Consider the following 16220-nt stretch of genomic DNA (forward strand, 5'->3'; position numbering starts at 1 on the left):
AAAATATGTTATCAAAAAATCAAGAGCTTTCTACCCTTCAAAAAAAGGAAACATTAGAGGATTTTTACAATAAATTAAAAATCACAAGGCCTGAAATTCCTACGCCAAGTTTAGGAATGATCAATGATATCGGGCACTTTAATGTTTTTAACAGAACTACTGTTTGCAGTAACGTTCCATCTGTTTTTAGCCGCAGAGATTTTTATAAGATTTCGCTGATCATAGGCAATGGGATTTTGCATTACCCTGATGCGCAGATTGAAATTAAAGGACGGGCATTACTGTTTACCAATCCGAATATTCCATATTCATGGGAAAGTACTTCACCAAAACCTGCTGGTTTCTTCTGTTTATTTACCGAGAATTTTATCCATAACCGTAACGAAACCCTTCGCGATTCTTTATTATGGCGCATTAATGATAGCCCGGTAATTCATATTAACGAAGAGCAGGAAGTTATCTTAACAGATATCTTTACTAAAATGATGAAAGAAATGGATGGCGATTACATCCATAAATACGATCTGTTAAGAAACTATGTACAACTTATTGTTCACGAAGCACTAAAGGTAAAACCTCAGGATGTTATCTTTAAACAGAATAATGCATCGGCGCGCTTAACTTCATTGTTTATCGAATTATTAGAGAGGCAGTTCCCCATTGGTTCTACAGAGCATATTTTAGAATTGAAAACAGCCCACGATTTCGCCTTCCGTTTATTGGTGCATGTAAATCACTTAAACCATGCGGTAAAAGAAGTAACGGGCAAAACCACTTCTGAGCACATTTCGAGAAGGATAGCAACCGAAGCCGTGGCTTTGCTGAAACATACCGAATGGAATATCGCACAGATCGCTTATTGTTTAGGTTTCGAATACCCCGCAAATTTTAATATTTTTTTTAAACGTCAGATGCAATGTACCCCAAAGGGCTTTAGAGCAAATTGATCATAACCGTATTAAACCTAGTCGTTTAACAAGTGAAGCGCCAATCCTCAAATGAGGAAACGGCGCTTTTTTATTTATCATCTTTAGTGTCATAAGCAACGAAGGATTGTCATTGCGAGAAGGCTTTTTCTGCCGACGAAGCAATCCTACAACGATCGCTAGTAGCGAACGCTTTAGGATTGCTTCGTTCCTCGCAATGACGACCCTTTTACTAAAATCTACCTATGGCAACGGAGTGTCACGAACCCTGGAATCTACGGAGGGAGTCATCACCCTGAACTTGTTTCAGGGTCTTATTAATAATGTTTCAAAAAAAGATGCTGATCCCGATGTAATAGAATCGGGACAGCAGGACACACCTTTGAATGAGAATCGCCTGTATTAGCATTTTTTTTTTGATAGTAAGGATTAAAATTAACCGACCTTTAACCAGCCTGTAATACTCATCCTTTGCTTATTCGTAAGCAATACCTCGTGTGCCAGGTCTGAACTTTTAAAGAAAACACTTTTACCGTTATTGGGCGAGATATGCTGTTCCTCATCAACATGATAAATACGTAGCTCTCCCCCATCTTCTATTTTCCAATCGCTATTCAGATACATAATCATCGAATATTGTCTGCTTCCGTTGTTTTGAAACTGATCGATATGTTTTTTGTAGAAAGTACCCGATTCGTAAAGTGTATAATGAAATTCTTATCCGGTGATCCCCGTATAACAGGTACGGTTTAAATAAACCACAAATTCGTCCATCAGATCGAAGAAATCATTTTCGTATTGGTTATTATGCTTTCTGTCTAACCAGTAAATCACGTCGCTTCTGATCAACTTGTTTTGATTCACAACCGTATCGTTACCCAGGCCAGCATTTAAAAGTTTTTTATTTTCAAATAACCCGATCAGGTTATCTTTAAGATGGGCTGCTAAAGAAACACTTAAAAAGTTTTCGGCAATGCCCACTTTATCCTCGATAAAACCATCGATAAGGCAATCAAATATTTTTTCCAACAGATTGTATTAATCTTAAAACGATATCCCTAAGGCGTGTAAGGTACTCTTATTTAATGGCTAAGATGTCATTTCTAAAATTTATATTTGAACCCCCAAAGCGCTACTTATGCAAAACACTTTCCCCGCACAATACTCCACCTTATCAGCCGCTGCCTTAAAGGATCATTTAATTGAAGCTTACCGGTTAGATCCATCTACAACCTGCCGGCTACTCATCAGAAATGTAAGCGACACTTATATCCTGGAAAACCTAAGTCAGAAATACATCTTCAAAATCTACCGCGATGCACACCGCAAACGCAATGAAATCGAAGCTGAAGTAGAACTGCTCAATATTTTAAAAGCAAATGGAAACTCAGTTTCCTACCCCATAACCGATGTAAATGGGAAACAAATTCAACAGTTTAACGCCATAGAAGGCTTAAGAAACGGCGTACTGTTTTCTTTTGCTGAAGGAAAGGTAATTTTGAACCTGGAAAATACACATCTTGTTCAATTGGGGCAAGACATTGCCACCTTGCACCAAAGTGCTTCTTCAATAAAGCTGAATAATGCAAGACCGGTATTCAACTTTGAAACGACCTTGTTTGAGCCTTTGCGCGATTTAAAATCTCATTTTACAGAAATGCCTGAGGAATTTGACTACCTGACCAATATTGCCGATAAAGTGGTTAAAAAGTTCGAAGGATTTGATATTTCAAAGTTCAGCTATGGCTATTGCCATTATGATTTTTTTCCAAAGAATTTCCATTTTGATGAAGTGGGAAAAATTACCTTTTTTGATTTCGATTTTGCAGGTGAGGGCTACCTGATTAATGATTTAATGTCGTTCCTTAACCATTATTTCTTCCATCAATTGAATAACCTAATCTCCAAAGAGCAGGCAGAAAAGGATTTCGATACCTTTTTAAATGCTTACCAGCAAGTTAGGGCGTTAACTGATGATGAATTAAAAGCCATTCCATATCTCGGGATCACCTTTCATATTTTCTTCCTTAAATTCTTTTATGATAATTACGATGATTGGTCGAATGCCTTCTTAACCCCTCGTTATACGAAACACCGTGTAACGCTGGTTAAAAAATGGGAAGAAATGTATTGTAACTTTTAGGCAATGCTACCTCAAATCTCGCCATCCTTGTTTATCTTGTATGGTAATTCAAAACCAATAAGATGGATCAGAAAATAATCAACCTGTACGATGAATATACCCATAGTCAGGTAAGCAGAAAAGATTTTATGAGAAAGCTGGCTATCCTGGCGGGTAGCTCAGCATTGGCCATGACTATTCTGCCGATGCTAGAGAATAATTATGCCGCCGCAGCAGATTTTAACAGTGATGATATCGAAGTTGAAAATATTACCTACGCTGGAGTTGATGGTGAAATGAAAGCTGTACTGGCCAAACCAAAAGGCAAAAAGAACTTAGGCTGCGTACTGGTTATTCATGAAAACAGGGGCTTAAATCCACACATTATTGATGTAACCAAACGTGTTGCCGCCGAAGGTTTCCTGGCCCTTGGTGTTGATGCCCTTTCGCCGCTTGGTGGAACCCCGACAGATGAAGATAAGGGACGCGAGTTGATCGGTAAATTAGATCCTGAAAAGAACTTACAGAATTATTTAAAAGGATTGGACTATTTACGCAATAGAAAAGACGGCAATGGTAAAGTAGGCTGTGTTGGCTTTTGCTGGGGCGGTGCAATGGCCAATAAATTAGCAGTTAACGATCCTAAATTGCAGGCAGCTGTTGCTTATTATGGTGCGCAGGCCAATGTGGCGGATGTTCCTAAAATTAAAGCGAGTTTAATGTTGCATTATGGCGGCCTGGATGAACGCATTAATGCCGGGATTCCAGCTTATGAGCAGGCTTTAAAAGACAATAAAATTGATTACAAAATTTACATCTACGATGGCGTAAACCATGCCTTTAACAACAATACCTCACCTACCAGATATAACGAAACGGCAGCAAAATTAGCCTGGAGCAGAACTATTGATCTGTTTAAACAGAAACTGGCTGTGTTGACGCGTTAGTAATTCCTATCACAAAATCGTCATTGCGAGAAGGCTTTTTCGGCCGACAAAGCAATCTTAATGCGAAAGGATGATTAACAAACGTTTTAAGATTGCTTCGTCGTTCCTCTCCACAATGCCGGCTTCTCTATTTGAAAACGTGCGTTCGGTGTTTCATAGGTGCTGTGGTCCCGCCATCGCTTATAGTCCTCGCTGCGCTGCGGGCTATTCCGCTCTGTCGGGTTTATTTAACAATGTTGGCAGGTAGAATACCTTAATAGTACAACTAACTCTACCCCTTAAACCCGATTGCAATGTAAAGCCCACAGCGAGGCACGAGCAAGGACTTGGAATAAAAAGCGGGACTGCCAATACCGAAAAGTGCTATAATTGATTTCCAAAACTTAACTAAGCTAGCATAAAGCCTTAGTTGTAAGAATGCTTGGTTGTTCCTCCCCGCAATGACGATTTCTTGCGATAGTGATAGTTTATCGGCACGATACTTCTTAGCTGCGCTCAGGTGTCTTAGGTGGTAAAAACCAACTAAAACAAATCCGTCTTCAGCATGGTCTTCAAAATATTCGATTGTACATCGAAATTATTGAGGTGGTTCAAGAAATTGATGTCAGATATCTTACTGTAACTATCTTCTAACAAATTAACAACCTCATTCGGAATTGCCGTCTTTAAAACCGCTGCGTTACTTTTTAACTTATCGTTTTTATATTGCAGTTCCTGTACAATCCGTTCCCGTTCTGAAAGATTATTAGACATATCCAAATCTTTCAAAATGGTTAAATCGCAGAACAAGAACAGGTTTCTGCTAGGAAAAAACAGGTAATAACTCTCTATATCCAAAAATTTATACACTTCAATTACCAATTCGCCCGATTTTAAACCAATATAAAATTCGGTCCGAAAATCGTACTTACACAATTTGCCCATCAATTTTTTCTCGATGGTCGCATAAACATTGGTATACACCTGTTTACTTTGAAAATCAATCAGTTTAGCAAATTGATCCGGTTTAAGATCGAAATAAAAATCGTTGGCGTATCTGGAACCAAAAACATTGATATTTTTAGAAAAGGGAAAATCGGAACTGAGCTCAGAAAGCACACTGAATAGTTTCCGCAGCGATAGGTTCACTTTTAACGATTGCTTCTGTTTATCCTGCTGAAAACTTTTCTGATCAATAAGCGCACCTGCCATGCGGTCGATCAGCTCTTCATTCAGGTCAATTTCATCGTAAATGAGCGATACGTTTTTCTCATTGCTCTTTTTAATCTTTTTGAGCAGTTCGATCACGCTATCGGTAAACTGAAGATGGAAAAGATCTAATTTTTCGATCTCTAATTCTTCGTTGTTGGCAAAAAGTTGATGAATAACCTGGCTTCTTAAATAAATTTTATAAATCACCTCATCATCAAAAAACACAGAGAGCAACTGTAAACGGTTGATCTCTGCGCTTGATTTTTTGATAATATTTAAACGGTATTCATCCATATTTTAATCAACTCACCCTCGTAACGTTCTTTTTCAACTCTGTTTCCAAAGTTTTAAGTTCGCCATCTAACACTCTTCTACTCTGTGCACCCGCTTCATGGATCTGTTTAACCTCATTAAGCGTTTCAATCAACGATGAAGTGGTTTGTTTCAAGGTTTCCAAAGATACTACTGTTTTTTCATTCTCTTTGGCTACATCGATACTGTTTTGTTTCAGCATCTCTGCATTTTTCTGCAAAATGGTATTCGTGGTATCCGAAATTTTCTTCTGCATCTCTACGTTGGCTTTTTGCCTTTGTAAAGCAACAGCAATGGTCAATTGGTTTTTCCACACCGGAATGGTTGTAGATACTATCGACTGTGCTTTTTCTGCAATTGAAGTATTATTGTTCTGCACCACACGGATCTGCGCCAAAGATTGCAACATAATGAAACGAACAATCTTCATGTCAGCCAGTCTTTTATCCAAACGGCTTATAAAATCCCTTAAATCTGCAATTTCATAATCCTGGTAATCGGCAGGCCGGCCTTCCATCTCAGCAAGTTTGATATTCAGCTCGTTGTATTTCATCTGCCCGGCAATAATCAATTCTTCCATTTGGTGGATGTAACCAACATTGCTATCGAACATGGTTTGCAGCGAACTGTTATCTTTAATCGAATTTAACCTTCCAGCTTTAATTTTGTTGGTGATTTTATCAATATTATTCACCACTACATCATACTTCTGGAAAAGTTTTTTCACATCAACAACAAGGCTCTTTAAAAACGGGATTTTAGAAATAAAGTTCTTAAATGCACTTTGCTCCAATTCTGAAACATCGATATAATTTAGTTCGGTAAGCAGTTCGTTAATTAAACCACCAACTTCGCCACTGTTATAGGTCCGCACAGACGATAAAAACTCGTTACTGTATTTTTCCATTGAGTTTTGGGCATCGCTTCCGTAATTCAGGATAGAATTTACATCTGATGGTTCTAACGATTTTCCAATCTCATTGTATTTAAGCGTTTCCTCTGAGGTTATTTTCTCAAGATCCACATTGCCATCTTTGTCCAGTTTAACCGGAGTAAGGGCTTGGGTAACGTTTGGGTTGGTTTCCATAGTTTGATTAATTACCAGCGGCTTATAAATAGCTTTGTGTTACAGTTTTAACGGTATCTTCGAGTTTTTTATCTTTGGTTGGTTCGCCAATGGCATTAAATTTCCATTCGCCGTTTTTCTTGTAAAAAACGCCCATTACCATCGATACGTGACCAGCAAAGTTGGCTCCGTTAGCAATATCGAATTTAGCAAAAACTTCGTTAACACGTTTAGTTGTGCCCTCATAAATGCGGATTGAAGCAAAAGGGATTGTACCAAAATCATGTCCCCTAAAACTATTCAATACAAAGGCAACATAGTTTACATTGGCATCCAACTGAGAAAAATCAAGCGTGATGACCTCGTTATCTAAGCCATCATCGCCACCCATATCGCCAGTTAAATCATCGCCGCTATGTTTTACAGAACCATTTTTAGATTTTAGGTTACCGAAATAAACTACCTCTAAAAGCTGTTTGTTTTCGTTGTATAATGCACAGCTTCCATCTAAATCTACCGCTTCTTTTGATGATCCGAAACCGAAAAGGCCTTTCTTTTCGATGGCACCCCAGTTAATGCCTACACAAACATTCTGAAGTTTGCTACCATTACTTTTTTCTAGACTGATGCGCTGTCCTTTTTGAAGATTGATTGCCATAATATTATTGATATTTGTTTATATAATCCTGTAAACCACCTTTCATACCTACGCCAACGGCTTCAAATTTCCATTTACCTTCGCGTTTATAAATTCTTCCAAATTCTACTGCCGTTTCGATAGAGAAATCTTCTTCTAATTCGTATTTTAAGATCACCTCATTGGTTACGGCATCGAAAATACGGATGAAAGAATTTCTAACCTGACCAAAATTTTGTCTTCTGTTGTCAGCATCGTGGATGGTTACCACAATACAGATCTCGTTTACTTTAGCATCAGCTTTGGTCAAATCAATTTTGATCTGCTCATCGTCGCCATCACCATCACCGGTTAAGTTATCACCTGTATGCTCTACCGAACCATCTGGAGAAACCAAATTATTGTAGAATACAAAGTTTTCGTCTGAAATCAGTTTTTTCTGGTCGTTTAGTAAAAAAATTGAAGCATCTAAATCGAACGCAGAACCTGTTGAAGAGCTGTTGGTGTCCCAACCTAAACCTATTGTAAATTTAGGAGCATCGATATTTTCTCTTTGCCCCTTTTGCAAATTAATAGCCATATTTAAATTAATTTATAATTGTTGTTTTTGATATAATCTTTTATAAGATGTAAATTTTTAGCATACGCTTCTATGGTATGGTAATTATTCCCCAGGGATAGATCGTAAAGCTGATTGATAAAATCGGTACTTCTACGTTCTAAAAACAGATTAAAACTGCTCGAAGTAGTATTTAAAATGTATTTTACAATACGGGTATTAAACCTGAAATTGCCGCTATCAATAATTTCTTCCAGATCAAAAATAGATTTGATCTGATGGTAATTCAGAAAATTCTCTACATTGGGATGGATATTTTTATTGACCAGTTCGGCGAAATAAAGCATATGCATTTCGTTCTTTAAACCGTATTCTTTAGCCATTTTTAAGATCATCCGCTCATGGCTTCCGGTAATTCTGATATCGTCCAGAAATAAAAGTGTTTTACCCGTGAGAAAATCTTTGTCAATATGGAATGAATCGTTTCCAATCAGTAAAAGCCTTTCTTCGGCACTTAACTCACCATAATCTTCTTTATAAGTAATGGTTCTGTGCACTTTGGTTTCCTGTACCGACAAACCACCATTTTCGACCAGCCAACGGTTAAGCTGGCAAACGAAATAGTTTTTCATGGCAAAGGTTGCCGTTGGAATAAAACTATAAGGACTAGAAATAACCACAATCTGATCGGTAATCACATTATCCGCCAGATAATAGCGGATAAAACCATCGGCAAGTTCTTTTCCAAAAGATCGGGCCACCAGGTCATCGCCAAACTTAAAGCGACTGTAATCGTCGGCACTAAAGCCAAAATCGACTGTATTGTCTATTTTATGGAGTGAGAAATTATACGGTATCATAGAGTAAGCTTGAGATAGATAGGTGATTGGAATTGATGAGCATGCTGTTAATTCCCATTGCTTCCGCCCCACGAACATCAGCATGCGGGTTATCGCCAACATGGATTACATCTTTTAGCATTAATTCCGGATGTTTTTCCCTATCGATGATATCTAACATCAACTGAAAAAATCCGGTATTGGGTTTAGACATCCTTACTTCATCAGAATACAGTTGAAAATCGATAAACTGATCGATCCCCAAATGACTGATTACTTGTTTTAAGGTTTTCCCTTTTATAAAACCAGTATTGCTTAAAATATTGGTCGAACTTAAACCTGTTGATTTAAGCTGTTCCAATACGGTTAAAGAGCTTTCGCTATAGAGCAAAGGCATGTGGGTAAAAACCAGTTGTTCCATGTCGTGATCAATCTCCTGCAGATCCACATCATGAAAATTGAAATCGTAATCATTGATCATACTGATGATCATTAAATACATTTCATCAGCATCTACATTTTTACCTGTCCGCTCATTAATGGCGTTTACCATTAAATCCACCTGACGGAAAATAACAGCAATTTCTGCTAAATTTTTATGCTTAGTATTAAATTTCCGGTAAAAATATTGCGTCCGTTCCTGTTTATACGCTGGATTTGATTTAATCAACGTTAACCAAAGATCGAATGAGTAATGTTTGTAAAAAGCCATTGCAACCTGTTTCCTAATCTGTTTATAAATTCTAATATTACAAATTTGATTGTAATATTACCAACGTTTAATTGTAAGATTTATCACAGATAAGCCTTATAATTTAAGATTTATCCAATACCTTTTCGGCATCGTCCGAAATGATGATATCGCTTTTGTGTTTTTTGGGATAGTTAAATAATAAGGATGTTAATACTGGTATAATGAAAATGGCTACTGTAAAAACAGAGACAAAAAGGTCTGTTTTTTCACCTTCGATAGCATGAGAAATTGGCGATTCGGGATAGAAATGCGTTACCAACGATGAAGTAAGTTTAATGCCTAAAACAGCAATTACGATGAATGCTATCGTTTCTAAAAAGGTAAATTTCTCCATCAGTTTAACAAATGCCTGTGCTACAAAACGCATAGCCAAAATCCCGATAAAAACACCAATATAGATTAACCAGATATGATCGGTAAAAGCCACAGCAGCAAAAACATTATCGATAGAGAAAGCCAGATCCATTACCTCTACTAAAGCGACAGTCGCCCAAAAATTCCCCATTAAACCAACAGTAGATTTATAAATCCAGCTTTTGCTTTTGTCTACTTCCTCTTCTTCGTCTTCCTTGCCTTTGTTATTCTTTTTTCTAAAATAATCGAAAGCCAGGTACAATAGGTATAAACCACCAAGTGGTTTCAACCACCAGATTTTAACCAGCCATGCAGCCAGGAACAAACAGATCCCTCTAAAAACATAAGCGCCAATAATGCCATATTTTAAAGCTTTTTCTCTTTGCGATTTTGGTAAATCCATTACCATAGTAGCCAAAACAGCAGCATTGTCTACCGAAAGCAAACTTTCGATCACAATTAAATTCAAAATAATTAATAGTCCGGCCTGTATATCGTCACCTAAAATTGTGTGCAAAAAATCCATTGAGCGAGTGTGTGTATGTTTTTAATTAAAGTTTTAGTTGACAGCAAAGAAACAAAATTTTATCAATCCGATGCTTCAATCTTTTTTATTTATTGAATCGTTTTACTGATTAGATACTTAATCAATAAAACTGTTACGCAATAGGACTGAAATTTATTTGCTGATCTCCAGTTGATAGACATTACCTTTCTCTCCGGCCAGAATAATCTGTTTACCTTTTTTTGCTTTTTGAACAGCATTAAAACTTTTATCAGAAATATGTTCCCAGTTTTGGCCGCCATCAGTAGAAATATCTGTTCCTGAAGTACCTGTAGCAATTAAGGTTTTAGCATTAATATAGGTTACGCCCGATCTGAAGCCTAAAACCGGGGTAGCTGGCTTTTGCCAGGTTTTGCCTCCATCGCTCGTTAAAAGAATATTATTGGTATTTTCTTTATCTTTTACATAGTTTCCGCCAACAGTTACACCCATTTTTTCATTCCAAAAATCGATCGAGAAAGGACCCGTACTATTTTCGCCCTGCAAAATGGGGCACTTAAATACCTGCCAGTTTTGTCCATAATCTGGAGAAAAGTAAATGTTAGATACCGTTCCACCTGTTGCAATCCAGGTTTTGCCACCAGGTAATGTTTTAATGGTTGTGCCGCTGGCTGCAAAACTCGCTTCACCTTTAGCCAAATTGGTTTTTAAATTTGCTGAAATATCTTGCCAGCTTTTACCTGCGTCTACAGTTTTAAGCAATTGCATTTTATCATTTATGGGATCGCCAAAAATGAGCCCTTTATTTTTATCCCAGAAACTTAACCCATCCAAAAATATGGCAGAATCTACATTTTTATAATTTTCTGTCCAGGTTTCGCCGCCATCAACGGTTTTCAGAATATATGCCGGCGATGCAATGCCCACTATAATGGCCTGTTTATCGTCGAAAGCTTCAATATCCCTGAAATCGATTTTTTCGTAACCTTTTGGTTTTAACCATTTCCAGGTTATACCACCATCAGTAGTTTTACCTACCGATCCATTACTACCACTTACCCAGGTAACCCGATCTGAAACGACACTTAAACCCCGTAAACTGGTTTTGGCATTCTCATTTAAGGGTTTAAAGGAATACGACTGCGCGGTGCAAAAAAAAGGTGCCATTAAAAGGCACCATAAAATTTTCTTCATCTATAAATTATTTTACCCGTCTAAAAGTTTCTGATCGGCCTAAAAGAGAAATACCTACATAACCGCGAACGTTTAACACATCGTTACTTTTTAAAGACATGTTACAGCTGTATGTTTTACCACTTTTCGGATCGTAAATTGTTCCATCAGTCCACTTGCCATCTTCGTAAACAAAATCCTTTAATATTTCCAGATTTAACAAAGCGCGTTTCTGTAGTTTTTCATCAGGATTTTTAGCATCTAATTTAGGTTTACCATTTAAATTGGGTTCCTTCATCCAAGCTAATTTTCCATAATATTTATCGCCTTTTTTATAAATTTCTATTTGCCCTTCGCCTGATGGATTAAGCCATTTACCTACAATAGCATCTTTGTTCTGTGCAAATGCAGAAAACGATACTGCAACAAAAAGCAGCATTAAAAACGGTAACTTTCTCATATTTTTTATTTCTAGTTAGTTTCTAAAGATAATAATTACACCTTATATCGAAACACTAAATAAAGAGAAAAAGTATGAGAAAGTTTGAAAACCCTAAAATTTACTTTGAAACGATCGGTAGATACTTGGCACGATACGCATAAAGCAGGAACAAATTAAACAATAACATTACTGCTGACATCGGAAGATCTTTAGGCTGGGCCAAAAATGCGGTATACAAAAAGATATTCAAGGTAACCGGAAAAATGATGATTGATGCTAGTGGTGCAGTTCTACCAATTAATAACATTATACCACATAACAGTTCTGTTATTTTAATTAACGGAAAAAGATAAACGGAGGCCATTATACCTGTCATAAAACTGGTTTGGGCCGCTGTCATTTCTGGTGCCTTAGGCATTATATTAAGAAAATAGCTTACAGAAGCAAAAAGATACATAGCGGCTAGAAGCACGCGTACAATAATAACTGCAATTTTCATAGTGTTTTGATTTTTGGTTTCTAAGTTTAAAAATAATAAAAGTTATTTATAGTTCATTAGTCATTGGTACATTGGGCATTAGTACATGGATGTAATAATAAGTTAATCTGTTTTGTTTGATGGTTTTATGTTTAATACTCATAGTCCATTAACCATGAGCCATTGACCATTATTATCTAATTCGCTCTTTATATTATTGCACCCGCGATTTACATTACCGCACCCACGATTTATATTGTTGTACACTTAATTAATAAAACAGACCACGAACTAGGACTCAAGGCTATCTCCATTATCATCATGTGTTAATTGTTGCCATTGTTTTGTTGTTTTTTTCCTTGGGTTGGTTAATTATTATTTGGCGCTATTAGTTTAACCCAATTATTCACAAACTGCTCAAGCGCAGGTTGTTTTGCTTCAATATCGGCCATACTGTAAAACCTTGCTTCGCGCCTATCTTTCCAGTTGCCTTGTAATAAAGATGAGTCTTCAATCATATTTCCATCGTAAAAAATAAAAATGATCTGCACATATCCACTTGCCCTAAGGTTAAAAGCAGCCAGATCTTTTACATAAAAAAAACTTGGTGAATTCCACTTCACTCTTTCCTGTAGTTTAGGATTTGCATTCAGCATGATACTTCGTAACCGCTCGACTTCCTGTTTAAAAGGATGCTGGAGTTTTTCCATGTAATGATCAACCTGATCTGCTTTCTGCTTGTGCCACTTACTGCTCATTTGCAAGTTTTGTTAATTTGATATCCATCCATGGTGCCCAGTTTTTACCATCAAATTTTTCCCATGTCCCTTCAATCGTATGGGCTTTGAAATTTCCTTTAAATCTTTCAGTATCGGCAAATATTAAAATGATATCATCATAAATTTTGAGGGTAGATATTGAGATATTGCCTTCATTATCGAACGATTGCGACCTAAAAACATCCTCCATATCATCATAGTGGGTAATTTCTAATGATCGGATCTTTTTATCACCTAACATAACATCTACCTGATGTATTAAGAAAAAACCACCATCAACCCACTCGTAGGTATCGGTTCCGGTAATAATATCACCTGATTTTGTTAAACCTTCTGTTTTCCATCTGCCGATATAGGGATTTAATAGATTAAGCCTGTTGTTTCTCATAAATTTAATTAAAAATCAATTGCTATCCAGCTCGCTATAAATTTTATTTAACTGATGCACGTGTCGTTGTGTATGATAAATTACAAAATAAACAGCCTCTAAGCGGGTTAGAAAACCATAACCGGGCAATTCAAAAGAGCTGCAGGTCTTCGTTAAATCCAGGTTGGCTATAGAAGTTGAAATCCCGTCTCTGATCTGTTTTAAGCTTTTTAATAATTCAGGTTGATTATATGTCCTGTCTTCAGGATAAATCTCTTTAGGCGAATCATACTTCACATTGAAATTTAAAAAGTCGTTCCTAATTTGTGCTACCATAAAATCGGCTGGATTATCTGTTTCATCTACTGGGCCATTTATCACTTGTAGAAAGCCCGAATTTGATAAAATCATATGTTCAGCCAGTTGGCCGGCTGTCCAGCTTCCCTTAAATGGTACTGCATTAATTTGTGCAGTATCAAATTTCGATAAAGTGTTTTCTAACGCCGACAGCGTTTCGTTGGCTTCTTTTATTATCTTTTCCATAGCTTACATGTAATTCATTCCAGGATAGTTTAACAACCTGCGCCATAGGGCAATCTGCCCGATGCAATTGGCTTCCCGATAACTGTTGAAACTGATCATTTCAAACAATGTGATCTCCATTCCGGGGATACTGAGTTTCTCTTCCAGTTTCTCGTCGGTAGCCTGGGATAAAGCCTCCTGTAACTTAGGAGAAATTGCTGCCCAATCTTTAATGAAATCTGCAAGTGAAGGGTAAGTGGCATCATCCACAATTCCTTTGTTATCGGCAAAAAGTTCGTCGGTTATGGATGGAAGATCGATACCGAATGATTTGGCCAGAAAATAACGGCTATGCACTACACTCCCGGTAATCCAAGCAATGTGGTTTGCTTTTGTATCCAATCTTTTCTGTGCATCCTTTTGGTCTATCCCATCTAAAGCCCTTACTAAAAAATCTGTTTGCATTTCGTACAGCACGATAAAGCCATACATTCTGCTACTCGTTGGGGTGGTTTTCATATGTTTACTGATTAGTTGATTAACTGAAATAAAGTTAGTTGTTAATTTAGCCGAACACCGTTGCCGTAAAAGTCAATCTTAAGGGGCATTTCAGACAATTTTTATATATTTACGATACTTAAATTTTTAACCAAATGATACAAGTAGGTGTTTTACTGCCCCAAAATTTCAGATTATTAAGCATAGCGGCTATTTTAGATGTATTTGATACTGTTAATGGATTTTATCGGAAAGATGACCTCGAAATCCCATTTAACATTAGTTTGATTACACTGGAGGATAAAAATTATAACTTTAGTGCGCATCCTTGTGTGCTCCTACAAAAAGCTGCACATCTTGATCTTATTTTAGTGCCTTCATTTGCAACCAACGATATTAAAGACTCCATCGCAGCAAACCGAAACTATATCCCCTGGTTAAACAAACAACATGCAGCAGGCGCAGAAATTGCTACTTTTTGTACTGGTGCATTTTTACTTGCAGCATCAGGACTGTTGGATGGTAAAGCAGCTACCACACACGTTGATGCTTGCTCGGCATTTTCTACGGCATTTCCCCTCGTTCATTTAAAGGCTGATAAAACCGTAACACAGGATGGAAAATTATTTACAAGTGGTGGTGCAACCTCCACTTTTCATTTATTATTGCACCTTTTACAGCTTCATTGTGGAAAAGATATGGCTGTTAAGGTGGCCAAGATTTTTGCGATCGATATGGACCGTGTAAACCAATCGTACTTTAGCACCTTCCAGCCTATCCGTCATCACAATGATGATATTGTTGCTTCTGCCCAGGAAAAAATTGAAAATAATTATCAGGACGTGGCTACCATTGAAGAGATGATTAAAGATATTCCTTCCAGTAGAAGAAATATTGTGCGTCGCTTTAAACAGGTGATCGGTATTACCCCTATCGAGTATCTTCAACAAACCCGTATCGAAGCAGCTAAAAAGTTATTAGAGCAAACTGCCCAGCAAATGACAGAGGTAATTTATAACTCTGGCTACAATGATCCAAAAGCATTTAGGAAAGTGTTCAGAAAATCAGTCGGGATGACGCCAACCCAATACCGCGATAAATTTCAAGCGAGGTAAGCAGACAACGGCGAAAAGCGGAATAGCAGATTGACATCAGACAATAAACTAAATAAATAGTTTTCAACATTAAAATTAATTATGTTAATAATTAATATAAAATAAATGCATCACCCTATATAATTTAAGATAACTTAACGTTATAATTACACTAACCAAATAACTATTTATATGAGCACATTCCTTTTAATCACAGCGGTATTTTATATTATTTCTTTTGGATTAATGTTGTACTGCTATTTCTCCGCTGAGCAGATTCCCAGCGATGATGAAAAATTTTAATCAGTTCTTTTCCCGTCATCAAAATTAACGTCTCCCTTTAAGTCAATACATTGAACTTTCTCACAGAAAGACAATCAATGCTGTGACCAAACTGACCTCTTTAAAAACATCTTATTTATTAGCGATCCACTTGATTAAGTAAGGAGCGGCTCCTGTATACCATAAAACTGCAGAGATTAAAAATATAGCGATCAATATCCATAAAATCGGCCATCCTTCAAATTTGTGTTTTGAAACAGGAGTGTAAGATTCATTAAGGTTATTATGGTCATTGTCTATCCTATCGCCATTTTTCGCCGGTTTCGGATTAGAGATATTGCTCATAAAATATTCAGTTAGAAATACAAACTTA

The 16220-nt window shown here is 37.0% G+C and carries 20 protein-coding genes and 1 pseudogene; 4 read left to right on the forward strand and 17 right to left on the reverse strand.

All coding sequences use genetic code 11. The annotated features are described in order from the left end of the window. The first annotated feature begins 5 nt into the window (after positions 1 to 5). Positions 6 to 947, forward strand: coding sequence for an AraC family transcriptional regulator (locus LQ201_RS01250; RefSeq protein ID WP_215131852.1), 942 nt, complete (start codon positions 6 to 8; stop codon positions 945 to 947). A 414-nt stretch (positions 948 to 1361) separates the two neighbouring features. Here LQ201_RS01250 and LQ201_RS01255 read toward each other — a convergent pair. Together LQ201_RS01255 and LQ201_RS01260 are read right to left on the reverse strand one after the other, a co-directional pair. After that, positions 1362 to 1625, reverse strand: a pseudogene (locus LQ201_RS01255) (2OG-Fe(II) oxygenase); the annotation flags it as partial. Between the two features lie 18 nt (positions 1626 to 1643). Beyond that, the gene (locus LQ201_RS01260; RefSeq protein WP_230144060.1) at positions 1644 to 1955 is read right to left on the reverse strand and encodes a hypothetical protein; all 312 of its coding nucleotides are present in this window, start codon (positions 1953 to 1955) and stop codon (positions 1644 to 1646) included. A gap of 109 nt (positions 1956 to 2064) precedes the next feature. Between LQ201_RS01260 and LQ201_RS01265 the strand changes: the two genes are divergently transcribed. Continuing rightward, entirely contained in the window at positions 2065 to 3069 is a 1005-nt protein-coding gene (locus LQ201_RS01265; RefSeq protein WP_230144059.1) for a phosphotransferase enzyme family protein, read from the forward strand. Positions 3070 to 3131: 62 nt separating this feature from the next. After that, a complete protein-coding gene (locus tag LQ201_RS01270; RefSeq protein ID WP_230144058.1) occupies positions 3132 to 3995 on the forward strand; it encodes a dienelactone hydrolase family protein in 864 nt (287 codons plus the stop codon). A gap of 522 nt (positions 3996 to 4517) precedes the next feature. Here the strand turns inward: LQ201_RS01270 and LQ201_RS01275 are convergent. The 14 genes from LQ201_RS01275 to LQ201_RS01340 form a co-directional block, all read right to left on the reverse strand. Beyond that, positions 4518 to 5480, reverse strand: coding sequence for a hypothetical protein (locus LQ201_RS01275; RefSeq protein ID WP_230144057.1), 963 nt, complete (start codon positions 5478 to 5480; stop codon positions 4518 to 4520). 7 nt (positions 5481 to 5487) lie between these two features. Then, positions 5488 to 6585, reverse strand: a complete 1098-nt coding sequence (locus LQ201_RS01280; RefSeq protein WP_230144056.1) for a toxic anion resistance protein — start codon at positions 6583 to 6585, stop codon at positions 5488 to 5490. Between the two features lie 22 nt (positions 6586 to 6607). After that, a complete protein-coding gene (locus tag LQ201_RS01285; RefSeq protein WP_230144055.1) occupies positions 6608 to 7222 on the reverse strand; it encodes a TerD family protein in 615 nt (204 codons plus the stop codon). 4 nt (positions 7223 to 7226) lie between these two features. Next, positions 7227 to 7781 (reverse strand): TerD family protein, encoded by a 555-nt coding sequence (locus LQ201_RS01290; protein WP_131531209.1) that lies wholly within the window; start codon positions 7779 to 7781, stop codon positions 7227 to 7229. 2 nt (positions 7782 to 7783) lie between these two features. After that, a complete protein-coding gene (locus LQ201_RS01295) occupies positions 7784 to 8620 on the reverse strand; it encodes a phosphoribosyltransferase family protein (protein WP_230144054.1) in 837 nt (278 codons plus the stop codon). After that, positions 8607 to 9311, reverse strand: coding sequence for an HAD family hydrolase (locus LQ201_RS01300; protein WP_230144053.1), 705 nt, complete (start codon positions 9309 to 9311; stop codon positions 8607 to 8609). The genes LQ201_RS01295 and LQ201_RS01300 overlap by 14 nt, the downstream gene beginning before the upstream one ends. A 103-nt stretch (positions 9312 to 9414) precedes the next feature. After that, positions 9415 to 10233, reverse strand: a complete 819-nt coding sequence (locus LQ201_RS01305; protein WP_230144052.1) for a DUF475 domain-containing protein — start codon at positions 10231 to 10233, stop codon at positions 9415 to 9417. 153 nt (positions 10234 to 10386) lie between these two features. Then, on the reverse strand, positions 10387 to 11406 hold the full coding sequence (locus LQ201_RS01310) for a YCF48-related protein (protein ID WP_230144051.1): 1020 nt from the start codon (positions 11404 to 11406) through the stop codon (positions 10387 to 10389). Positions 11407 to 11413: 7 nt separating this feature from the next. Further along, complete coding sequence (locus LQ201_RS01315; RefSeq protein WP_230144050.1) at positions 11414 to 11845, reverse strand: DUF2147 domain-containing protein; 432 nt, start codon at positions 11843 to 11845, stop codon at positions 11414 to 11416. A 100-nt stretch (positions 11846 to 11945) separates the two neighbouring features. Then, complete coding sequence (locus LQ201_RS01320) at positions 11946 to 12326, reverse strand: DoxX family membrane protein (protein ID WP_230144049.1); 381 nt, start codon at positions 12324 to 12326, stop codon at positions 11946 to 11948. Between the two features lie 347 nt (positions 12327 to 12673). Further along, entirely contained in the window at positions 12674 to 13063 is a 390-nt protein-coding gene (locus LQ201_RS01325) for a DUF1801 domain-containing protein (RefSeq protein WP_230144048.1), read from the reverse strand. Further along, the gene (locus LQ201_RS01330) at positions 13053 to 13472 is read right to left on the reverse strand and encodes a hypothetical protein (protein ID WP_230144047.1); all 420 of its coding nucleotides are present in this window, start codon (positions 13470 to 13472) and stop codon (positions 13053 to 13055) included. The genes LQ201_RS01325 and LQ201_RS01330 overlap by 11 nt, the downstream gene beginning before the upstream one ends. Before the next feature lie 15 nt (positions 13473 to 13487). Next, positions 13488 to 13994: a DinB family protein gene (locus tag LQ201_RS01335; RefSeq protein ID WP_230144046.1), complete on the reverse strand. Its 507-nt coding sequence runs from the start codon at positions 13992 to 13994 to the stop codon at positions 13488 to 13490. Between the two features lie 3 nt (positions 13995 to 13997). Then, positions 13998 to 14492 carry a DinB family protein gene (locus LQ201_RS01340; protein ID WP_230144045.1) on the reverse strand — a complete coding sequence of 165 codons (495 nt, stop codon included), beginning with the start codon at positions 14490 to 14492 and terminating at the stop codon, positions 13998 to 14000. A 134-nt stretch (positions 14493 to 14626) separates the two neighbouring features. On the opposite strand from LQ201_RS01340, the gene LQ201_RS01345 reads away from it, so the two are divergent. Continuing rightward, entirely contained in the window at positions 14627 to 15586 is a 960-nt protein-coding gene (locus LQ201_RS01345; RefSeq protein ID WP_230144044.1) for a GlxA family transcriptional regulator, read from the forward strand. Between the two features lie 393 nt (positions 15587 to 15979). On the opposite strand, the gene LQ201_RS01350 is transcribed toward LQ201_RS01345, so the two are convergent. Beyond that, positions 15980 to 16192, reverse strand: a complete 213-nt coding sequence (locus LQ201_RS01350) for a hypothetical protein (RefSeq protein WP_230144043.1) — start codon at positions 16190 to 16192, stop codon at positions 15980 to 15982. Between the last annotated feature and the right edge of the window lie 28 nt (positions 16193 to 16220).

The organism is Pedobacter sp. Bi126 (genome assembly GCF_918698245.1).
In the GTDB taxonomy this organism is placed as follows: Bacteria; Bacteroidota; Bacteroidia; order Sphingobacteriales; family Sphingobacteriaceae; genus Pedobacter.

Bases quoted from the DNA above. Each gene is read 5' to 3' on its own strand.
- LQ201_RS01250 (WP_215131852.1), top strand. From the start codon at position 6: ATGTTATCAAAAAATCAAGAGCTTTCTACCCTTCAAAAAAAGGAAACA.
- LQ201_RS01265 (WP_230144059.1), top strand. From the start codon at position 2,065: ATGCAAAACACTTTCCCCGCACAATACTCCACCTTATCAGCCGCTGCC.
- LQ201_RS01270 (WP_230144058.1), top strand. From the start codon at position 3,132: ATGGATCAGAAAATAATCAACCTGTACGATGAATATACCCATAGTCAG.
- LQ201_RS01275 (WP_230144057.1), bottom strand. From the start codon at position 5,480: ATGGATGAATACCGTTTAAATATTATCAAAAAATCAAGCGCAGAGATC.
- LQ201_RS01280 (WP_230144056.1), bottom strand. From the start codon at position 6,585: ATGGAAACCAACCCAAACGTTACCCAAGCCCTTACTCCGGTTAAACTG.
- LQ201_RS01285 (WP_230144055.1), bottom strand. From the start codon at position 7,222: ATGGCAATCAATCTTCAAAAAGGACAGCGCATCAGTCTAGAAAAAAGT.
- LQ201_RS01290 (WP_131531209.1), bottom strand. From the start codon at position 7,781: ATGGCTATTAATTTGCAAAAGGGGCAAAGAGAAAATATCGATGCTCCT.
- LQ201_RS01295 (WP_230144054.1), bottom strand. From the start codon at position 8,620: ATGATACCGTATAATTTCTCACTCCATAAAATAGACAATACAGTCGAT.
- LQ201_RS01300 (WP_230144053.1), bottom strand. From the start codon at position 9,311: ATGGCTTTTTACAAACATTACTCATTCGATCTTTGGTTAACGTTGATT.
- LQ201_RS01305 (WP_230144052.1), bottom strand. From the start codon at position 10,233: ATGGATTTTTTGCACACAATTTTAGGTGACGATATACAGGCCGGACTA.
- LQ201_RS01310 (WP_230144051.1), bottom strand. From the start codon at position 11,406: ATGAAGAAAATTTTATGGTGCCTTTTAATGGCACCTTTTTTTTGCACC.
- LQ201_RS01315 (WP_230144050.1), bottom strand. From the start codon at position 11,845: ATGAGAAAGTTACCGTTTTTAATGCTGCTTTTTGTTGCAGTATCGTTT.
- LQ201_RS01320 (WP_230144049.1), bottom strand. From the start codon at position 12,326: ATGAAAATTGCAGTTATTATTGTACGCGTGCTTCTAGCCGCTATGTAT.
- LQ201_RS01325 (WP_230144048.1), bottom strand. From the start codon at position 13,063: ATGAGCAGTAAGTGGCACAAGCAGAAAGCAGATCAGGTTGATCATTAC.
- LQ201_RS01330 (WP_230144047.1), bottom strand. From the start codon at position 13,472: ATGAGAAACAACAGGCTTAATCTATTAAATCCCTATATCGGCAGATGG.
- LQ201_RS01335 (WP_230144046.1), bottom strand. From the start codon at position 13,994: ATGGAAAAGATAATAAAAGAAGCCAACGAAACGCTGTCGGCGTTAGAA.
- LQ201_RS01340 (WP_230144045.1), bottom strand. From the start codon at position 14,492: ATGAAAACCACCCCAACGAGTAGCAGAATGTATGGCTTTATCGTGCTG.
- LQ201_RS01345 (WP_230144044.1), top strand. From the start codon at position 14,627: ATGATACAAGTAGGTGTTTTACTGCCCCAAAATTTCAGATTATTAAGC.
- LQ201_RS01350 (WP_230144043.1), bottom strand. From the start codon at position 16,192: ATGAGCAATATCTCTAATCCGAAACCGGCGAAAAATGGCGATAGGATA.